General features: G+C 43.7%; 5 protein-coding genes. All 5 read left to right on the forward strand.

What is annotated here, in order from left to right; all coding sequences use genetic code 11:
* The first annotated feature begins 285 nt into the window (after positions 1 to 285).
* Positions 286 to 1290, forward strand: coding sequence for a BtrH N-terminal domain-containing protein (locus tag HMPREF9072_RS06315; protein WP_009410939.1), 1005 nt, complete (start codon positions 286 to 288; stop codon positions 1288 to 1290).
* Between the two features lie 61 nt (positions 1291 to 1351).
* Entirely contained in the window at positions 1352 to 1798 is a 447-nt protein-coding gene (locus HMPREF9072_RS06320) for a hypothetical protein (RefSeq protein ID WP_009410940.1), read from the forward strand.
* Positions 1799 to 1873: 75 nt separating this feature from the next.
* Positions 1874 to 4348: a DUF4982 domain-containing protein gene (locus HMPREF9072_RS06325; protein WP_009410941.1), complete on the forward strand. Its 2475-nt coding sequence runs from the start codon at positions 1874 to 1876 to the stop codon at positions 4346 to 4348.
* Positions 4349 to 4500: 152 nt separating this feature from the next.
* Positions 4501 to 5148: a GNAT family N-acetyltransferase gene (locus tag HMPREF9072_RS06330; RefSeq protein ID WP_009410943.1), complete on the forward strand. Its 648-nt coding sequence runs from the start codon at positions 4501 to 4503 to the stop codon at positions 5146 to 5148.
* An 85-nt stretch (positions 5149 to 5233) separates the two neighbouring features.
* A complete protein-coding gene (gene ileS / locus HMPREF9072_RS06335) occupies positions 5234 to 8641 on the forward strand; it encodes an isoleucine--tRNA ligase (protein ID WP_009410944.1) in 3408 nt (1135 codons plus the stop codon).
* Positions 8642 to 9013 lie beyond the last annotated feature (372 nt).

Consider the following 9013-nt stretch of genomic DNA (forward strand, 5'->3'; position numbering starts at 1 on the left):
GGAAGTGTGAGGTCTTAGGTCATAGGCAATAAGGAAAAAGTGTAATAGAAACCTCCCTCCTTACACATACCCAGCTGTCGCGAGGTACATACTCAGCTATTGCTGGCTACCTCAAAGAGGGGGAATGTGGGGACGGAAAAACGACTATGAGGTTGTAAATCAGAGATAATCATTCCTTAAAACCTTGATTCACACTGATAATTTTCTTACATTTGTGCGCTTTCGCAAATTGTGAAATTTGCTCATTTGCTAATTATGCCCTACCTTTGCGCTTTATTACTCAATATGACAATAGATTTTGAACATAAACAGTCGGCGCACTGTGAAAATGGAGTAGCATCTAATTTGTTGCACTTCAATGGAGTGGAACTGAGTGAACCGATGGTCTTTGGGATTGGGTCGGGACTGTTGTTCTTCTACTTTCCTTGGATAAGAGTGAACGAAGCACCTGCTATTAGTTACCGCACAATGCCGGGACATATTTTCAGCAAAGTAGCCAAACGTTTAGGATTTAAGGTGAAACGCCAAAAGTTTTCTTCCCCCGAAAAGGCAGAACAAGCCCTCGACAACAATCTTGCCAAGGGTATCCCTACGGGCTTGCAAGTGGGGGTGTTCAACCTACCTTATTTTCCCGATGAGTACCGCTTTCATTTTAACGCGCATAACTTAGTGGTTTATGGCAAAGAAGACGGCAAGTACCTTATTAGCGACCCCGTGATTCCTTATACTACGACCCTTACGCCTGAGGAACTCGCCAAAGTGCGTTTTGCCAATGGGGTATTGGCACCCAAAGGACACCTCTACTACCCTACTCATTTACCCAAAGAGCTTCAGTTGGAAAAGGCAATATGGAAGGGTATCAAGCAGACGTGCAGTACGATGCTCGCTCCTGTGCCCATAGTGGGTGTAGCAGGAATTAAGAAACTCAGCAAGGATATACTGAAATGGCACCGCAAGAAAGGTGCAAAGACTACCAATCACTACCTCGCTCAGCTGATACGTATGCAGGAAGAGATAGGCACTGGGGGTGCAGGTTTTAGGTTTATCTACGGTGCTTTCTTGCAGGAAGCAGGCAAACTCCTAAAAAACGATACCTTATTAGAGCTCTCCAAAGAAATTACCGATATCGGTGATGCGTGGCGCGACTTTGCGGTAGCCATAGCCCGCGTATACAAAAACCGCAGCACCCAAGCCGATGTCTATAACGCCCTCTCACAACAGTTGTACACCATAGCCGAGAGAGAGGAAACGTTTTTTAAGAAGCTTCGGAAAGTAAAAGGTAAAAGATAAACTTGCCAATACCAAAATAAATCCTTATATTTGCAGAATTAATGATTAAAAACATTATAAAATGAAAAAACTAATTAACGTAACATTTGCATTATTAATACTATGCTCAGCCATTACCTTAGTTTCTTGTGGAAAAGACGATGATAAAGGGAGTGGTAAAGAGTTCCCAGAAGGCACTAGAGAAGTTACCCAAAATGGAATTAATGCTAGAATAAAAGATGAAGTATGGGGTGGAGATGGAGGTAATACAGTGTTACGTGTGACTGTAAAACTAACAAAACCCGATTTTAACTCAAAGCCAAGAGGAAAAGTTTATGTGCAAGCGAAAACCACCGATGGAGAGGTTTTACTTGCTTGGAGAAATGGCGTCCAAGGACAAGGTGGGGAATTTGGTGATTATTGGATTGGAAAAGAATGTGAAATTGACTTTTCAATCGCCCTCCTTAACAAGAAAAAAATGGCACCGAACTCTGTAAGCATTTCAAAATTTGAGGTGTACTCAAATTAAGTGAGGAGTGAAAAGATAAACGAAAGCTATAAGAAGCTTCCAGAACTCCGATTAAAAAACTACTGATTTATAAAAATGAACAAAATCAACCTTTTACTTTTATTAGGCGTTGTCGCTACAAACTGGGCGCAACAACAGCAAACCCTCGAAAAAGGGTGGAAATTTACCCGTGAGGACAAACCAGCGTTCTCGCAAACTAATTACAACGATGCCAAATGGCAACGCGTAACGGTGCCTCACGATTGGGCTATCTATGGTCCTTTTGATATGGAAAACGATATCCAACGCACGGCTATCAAGCAGGACGGACAAAAAGCGGCTATTGAACACACAGGGCGTACGGGAGGGTTACCTTTTGTAGGCGTAGGTTGGTACCGCACGCAGTTCAACGTGCCTGAACTTACGTCAGATAAGCAAGTGTTTGTACAGTTTGACGGGGCGATGAGTAACCCCGAAGTGTTTGTAAACGGACAAAAAGCCGGTGAATGGCACAATGGCTACAACACTTTCTTCTTGGATATCACTCCTTACGTAAAAGCCAATAACAACACTTTGGCAGTGCGCCTCAACAACCTTACCCAGATGTCGCGTTGGTATCCAGGGGCAGGCTTGTACCGCAATGTGCATATCATCACTAAAAACAAGACGCATATCCCTATTTGGGGTGTGCAGATTACCACCCCCGAAATAACAAACAACTTCGCCAAAGTAGTAGTAAATACTGAGTTCGTAGCTGATAAGAAGACTTCGGTTGCGGCAGAAACTGTTATTTTCAATAATCAAGGTGAAAGAGTAGCATATGCTAATACCAAAGCGACTCCTTACACTACCGATAAGATTTCAGCAGAACTGTATATTGACAATCCCCATTTGTGGGACATCGGCAAGCCGTACCTCTATAAAGCTGTTACCAAGCTCTATGAAGGTGATACTGTAAAAGATGAGTTAACCACTACTTTTGGGGTTCGCTCTATCGAACTCAAGCCTAACGATGGTCTGTACCTCAACGGGCGCAAAATCAAAATACAAGGGGTGTGTATGCATCACGATTTAGGTCCTCTGGGCGCTGCCGTAAACGAGAGTGCCATACGCCGACAAATACAAATGATGCGGGATATGGGGGTGAATGCTATCCGCACTTCGCACAATATGCCCGCCCCTGAATATGTCCGCTTAGCCGACGAATTAGGGATGCTACTTGCCGTAGAGAGTTTTGATGAGTGGGCTATCCCCAAAGTGGAAAACGGTTATCACCTTTACTTCAAAGAATGGGTTGAAAAAGACCTTACGAACCTTGTAAAACACTACCGCAACAACCCTAGCGTGCTGATGTGGTTCATCGGTAATGAGGTAGAAGAACAGAGCGTAGAAAGTGGCTCGCAAGTAGCGCGCTATTTGCAAGATATCATCAAAAAATACGATACTACCCGCCCCGTGAGCAATGGTATGGATAGACCCCACGATGTGCTCAAAAACAATATGGCAGCAACGATGCAGCTAATGGGCTTCAACTACCGCCCGTTTAAGTACAAAGAGGCTTACCGCAAGTTGCCACAACAGCTTATTTTGGGTAGTGAAACCGCTTCAACGGTGAGCTCGCGCGGGGTGTATAAGTTCCCCGTAGAGCGCAAATCAATGGCTAAATACCCCGATATGCAATCGTCATCTTATGACGTAGAACACTGCGGTTGGTCGAACTTGCCCGAAGACGACTGGATACATCAAGAAGATTTGCCTTATACCATAGGAGAGTTCATCTGGACAGGTTTCGACTATCTCGGCGAACCTACTCCTTACTATGTAGAATGGCCTTCCCATAGTTCCTATTTTGGAGCAGTAGATTTGGCTGGGCTACCCAAAGACCGCTTCTATCTCTACCGCTCGCATTGGAATAAGGAAGCCGAAACCTTGCATATCCTTCCTCATTGGAATTGGAAAGGGCGCGAGGGTGAAGTAACTCCTATCTTCGTTTATACTAATTATCCTTCTGCCGAATTGTTTATCAATGGCAAAAGTCAAGGGAAACGCAGTAAAGACCTCTCTATAAAATTAGAAGAGGAAGAAAAAGACGGCAATCCTTCAGATTTAGAACGTCAGAAACGTTACCGCCTAATGTGGATGGATACTAAGTACGAACCTGGTACTGTGAAAGTAGTAGCTTACGATGCTAATGGTAAGGCAGTAGCCGAAAAAGAAATACGTACCGCTGGCAAGCCTTATGCTTTGCGTCTCAGTACTCAATACAAAACAGTGCTTACCCCTAATAGCAAAGACCTCGCTTTCATCACCGTAGAAGCGGTAGATAAGGACGGCAATTTATGCCCAACAGTGAATGACCTTGTGCAGTTCAGCATTAAAGGTGCTGGCTTTTATAAAGTAGCTGCCAATGGCGATGCTACTTGCACCGACCCTTTTCACTTACCTAAAATGCACCTCTTCAATGGGAAATTAGTGATGATGGTACAAGCAGGTGAAAAAGCAGGCGAAATTACTATTGAGGCAAAAAGTAAAACGCTAAAAGGAAAGATTTCAGTAGAAGTTAGAAAATAGAACATAGAAATTAGATGCTGTTATTTTTATATGTTTTGCCAAAGGACAAGAGCCTTTGGCAAAGTTTTTTATAGTAGAGGTAGAGCTGAGAACAATTGGTGCATTAACAAAAATATTGTATCTTTGTACTTTCATCTACAAATCGTCCACTTATGAACTACCGTCTTGCCTCTCCCGCCGATGCGCACAAAGTAGCCACTGTGCTCACCGATGCTTTTGCTAACTACAATATGTATCGCGAGGTGCTCAACTCTTTTTTTACTACCGATAGCAAGTATATAGACTATCTGAACAAATTGCATTATGTACAAGTGATGAGTAATATCCGTAAGGGTTATTGCTTGATAGCCGAAGAAAACGACGAAATTATAGCCGTCGCAGTGATGCAATCGTTGCGATACACTCGTATTACCCTTTGGGATTACCTACGCTCGGGTGCTTTCGCGCTTTGGCGTTATGCCAAACCTACTCAATACTTTTTACCCTTTTTAGACAAGAGCAGCGAGCACGCCAAAAAACAAACTTCTGAAAACAGATGGTATTTAGAGAGTTTTGTAGTGAGTCCCGCGTGGCAAGGTAAACACATAGGAGGTAGATTTTTAGACGAAGCCGTTTTGCTTTTAGTAGCGCGTGAAGGAGGTAGCCAACTCAGTTTGGTTACCAATACCGAAACAAATGTATCTTTCTACCAAAAACACGGTTTTGAGCAAATCCACCAAACCAAAATAGGAGGCGTAGATGTTTGGACGATGTTGGTGGAAGTGAAGAGTCGCTATAAAGCACCTGACAACCCTGATTAGAAGAGTAACTTGGTACTTTGAAACTTTTTTTCTACTTTTGCGCCAATATTAACCATTTACCATTCATCATTAATTATTGTTTTATATGAAATTCAACGAGTACAAACACTTAGACCTTACTAAGATAGCAGAAGAAATATTGGCTTTCTGGAAAGCCAATAACATCTTTGAGCAGAGTATCGCCTCACGTGAGGGCGCCATTCCGTTCGTGTTTTTTGAAGGACCACCATCTGCCAATGGCGTACCTGGTATTCACCACGTGATGGCGCGCTCTATTAAGGATATTTTCTGCCGTTATAAAACTCAGAAAGGATTTCAAGTAAAACGCAAAGCAGGGTGGGATACCCACGGCTTGCCAGTAGAACTCGGGGTAGAGAAAGAACTTGGCATTACCAAAGAAGATATAGGCAAAAAAATAAGCGTGGAGGACTATAACAAGGCTTGTAAGGAGGCCGTGATGCGCTATACCAATATCTGGAATGACCTTACCGAGAAAATAGGTTACTGGGTAGATATGGAAGACCCTTATATCACCTATAAACCCAAATATATGGAAAGCGTGTGGTGGCTTTTGAAACAACTTTACAATAAAGGATTGCTCTACAAAGGCTACACCATTCAGCCGTACTCACCTAAGGCAGGGACAGGCTTGTCATCGCACGAGCTCAACCAACCTGGTTGCTACCGCGATGTGAGCGATACTACGGTTGTGGCGCAGTTTAAAGTGCGTCAGTTTCCAGAAAAATTGGCTAAACGCTTTGAGGATGTAAAAGAACCTATCCATATCCTCGCTTGGACAACCACCCCTTGGACATTGCCTTCTAACACTGCACTTGCCGTGGGCAAAGAGATTGAGTATGTACTCGTAAAAACCTACAATCAATATACTTTTGAGCCGATTACTATCATCATTGGCAAACCGCTTTTGGCAAAACAATTCGGCAAAAAGTTCGTAGAGAGCGATGCACAAGCCTTAGCGGCTTATACGCCTGAAAGCAAGACAATTCCTTACCAAGTATTAGGAGAATGCAAAGGCGCAGACCTCGTAGGCACTACTTACGAGCAACTCATTACTTGGTGCGCTCCTGCCGAGAATGCCGACCAAGCATTCCGCGTGATTGCAGGAGACTTTGTTACCACCGATGATGGTACGGGTATTGTGCATATTGCGCCTACCTTTGGTGCGGACGATGCCCGTGTAGCCAAAGAATACGGCGTGCCCCCAATGCTTGTGAAAGACGCGCACGGCAATTTGATTCCGTTAGTAGATTTACAAGGGAAATTCATCACAGGGCATAATATTCCTGAGGTTTTTGCCGGCAAATACATCAAAAATGAGTATTACGATGCAGGGCAAGCACCTGAAAAATCGTGGGATGTGAGTTTAGCTATTCTCCTCAAAGAAGAAAACAAAGCCTTTAAAGTAGAAAAATACGTACACAGCTATCCGCACTGCTGGCGTACCGATAAACCCGTGTTGTACTACCCGCTCGACTCGTGGTTTATAAAGGTTACTGACTTCAAAGAGCGTATGTTCGACCTCAATGAAACCATCAACTGGAAACCTAAGGCTACCGGTGAAGGGCGTTTTGGCAACTGGCTCAAAAATGCTAACGACTGGAACCTTTCGCGTTCGCGCTATTGGGGTATCCCGTTACCTATTTGGCGTACAGCCGATAAACAAGAGGAAATCTGCATCGGTTCGGTAGAAGAACTAAAAGCCGAAATACAAAAAGCTATCGCGGCAGGTGTGATGACAGTTGACCCTTATAAAGATTTTGTAGTGGGCGATAACTCCGAAAGCAATTATGACAAGGTTGATTTGCACAAAAATATCGTTGATAACATAGTGCTCGTGTCGCCTTCAGGCAAACCTATGCACCGTGAAACCGACCTTATCGACGTATGGTTCGACTCTGGCTCTATGCCGTATGCACAATGGCACTATCCTTTTGAAAACAAGGACTATATAGAAAACCATACCGCTTACCCAGCCGACTTTATTGCGGAGGGGGTAGACCAAACACGCGGTTGGTTCTATACACTTCACGCAATTGCTACTTCGGTATTCAATAGTGTGGCGTACAAAAACGTAGTATCGAACGGATTAGTGCTTGACAAGAACGGACAAAAGATGTCGAAACGCTTGGGCAATGCGGTAGACCCATTTACTACCATAGCCGAGTACGGTGCCGATGCCACTCGCTGGTATATGATTTCTAACGCTAACCCTTGGGATAACCTCAAATTCGACTTGGAAGGGGTAGCCGAAGTGCGCCGTAAATTCTTCGGTACGCTCTACAACACCTATTCATTCTTTGCGCTCTATGCCAATACCGACAGCTTCACTTATGCCGAAGCCGATATACCACTGGCTGAACGCCCTGAAATAGACCGCTGGATACTTTCAGAACTCAATACGCTCATCAAAGAAGTAGATGCCCTCTACGCTGATTATGAGCCTACCCGTGCTACCCGTGCTATCTCGGATTTTGTACAAGAAAACCTCAGTAACTGGTATGTGCGCTTGTCACGTCGCCGTTTTTGGAAAGGTGAATACGAAACCGATAAGATAGCTGCTTACCAAACGCTTTACACCTGCCTAGTAACCATCGCAAAACTGATGGCGCCTGTAGCACCTTTCTATGCCGATAGATTGTACAAAGATTTGGTAAGCGTTACCGGTAAAGAAAACAAAGAGAGTGTACACCTCACCGATTTCCCCGTAGCCAATGAAAGCTACATCGATAAGTCTCTTGAAAGCAAGATGCAGAAAGCGCAGACTATCTCGTCCTTAGTACTATCGTTGCGCAAGAAAGAAAGCATCAAGGTGCGTCAGCCATTGCAAAAGATAATGATACCGATAGCCAACGCTGCCGAGCGCACCGAAATAGAAGCCGTAGCAAACCTTATCAAGCACGAGGTGAATGTAAAGGAAATAGAACTCTTGGAAGATGCCTCAGGTATATTGGTAAAACAAATCAAACCGAACTTCAAGACCTTAGGACCTAAATTCGGTAAGGATATGAAAGCTATTGCCACAGCGGTACAAGAATTTGGTCAGCAGGAAATAGCACAGTTTGAAAAAGCACAAACGTACAGCTTGCAACTGCCCGACAAAACGGTTACTTTGAGTTTGGACGACGTAGAAATCAGCACCCAAGATATAGAAGGCTGGTTGGTAGCCACCGCTGGCAGTCTGTTGGTAGCTTTAGATATTCACATCACCCCCGAATTGCGCCAAGAAGGTATCGCTCGTGAGTTGGTGAACCGCATTCAGAATATCCGCAAGGACAACGATTACGACATCACCGACCGCATACAAATACGCCTTCAAGCGCACCCTGCCCTACAAGTAGCCGTTACTGCCAACGAAGCCTATATCAAGAACGAAACCCTTACTGATAGTATCAGTTTTGTAGATAGCCTGCCAGAGGGTGAAGAAATAGCCTTCGATGAAGTAACAACAAGAATAGTAGTTGTTAGGTCGTAGCACGACAAGCTGTTAAACACTTTACCAATATCCCTAAATTTTGACAAAGTGATAAGAAAAGCGCGATGTTTAAAATAATAAACATCGCGCTTTTTCATTGACTAATTCTCTAATTTCTCTTCTCTTTTCTTTCGATTTATTACCCTCAAAACTACCTTTTTTTCTTAACTCTTAACTCCTCATCCTTAACTACTTACATACCCTTCCTATACCAATCGTCCAAGATTCGTATAAGCTTCCTATAAGCTACCTATAAGCTAACTACTACCCTTCTAAAAGCCTTTTCTCGCCAAAACTCCCTTCAACCTCCTTTTGAAAAACTCCGTTTTCTTCCGAACTCCTCAACCCTCCCCATTTGCTAATTCTCTCATT

Source organism: Capnocytophaga sp. oral taxon 324 str. F0483 (assembly GCF_000318315.2).
Lineage (GTDB): Bacteria > Bacteroidota > Bacteroidia > Flavobacteriales > Flavobacteriaceae > Capnocytophaga > Capnocytophaga ochracea.

Excerpts from the sequence above, each read along its gene's own strand:
- HMPREF9072_RS06315 (WP_009410939.1), top strand. The coding sequence starts at position 286 with ATGACAATAGATTTTGAACATAAACAGTCGGCGCACTGTGAAAATGGA.
- HMPREF9072_RS06320 (WP_009410940.1), top strand. The coding sequence starts at position 1,352 with ATGAAAAAACTAATTAACGTAACATTTGCATTATTAATACTATGCTCA.
- HMPREF9072_RS06325 (WP_009410941.1), top strand. The coding sequence starts at position 1,874 with ATGAACAAAATCAACCTTTTACTTTTATTAGGCGTTGTCGCTACAAAC.
- HMPREF9072_RS06330 (WP_009410943.1), top strand. The coding sequence starts at position 4,501 with ATGAACTACCGTCTTGCCTCTCCCGCCGATGCGCACAAAGTAGCCACT.
- ileS (WP_009410944.1), top strand. The coding sequence starts at position 5,234 with ATGAAATTCAACGAGTACAAACACTTAGACCTTACTAAGATAGCAGAA.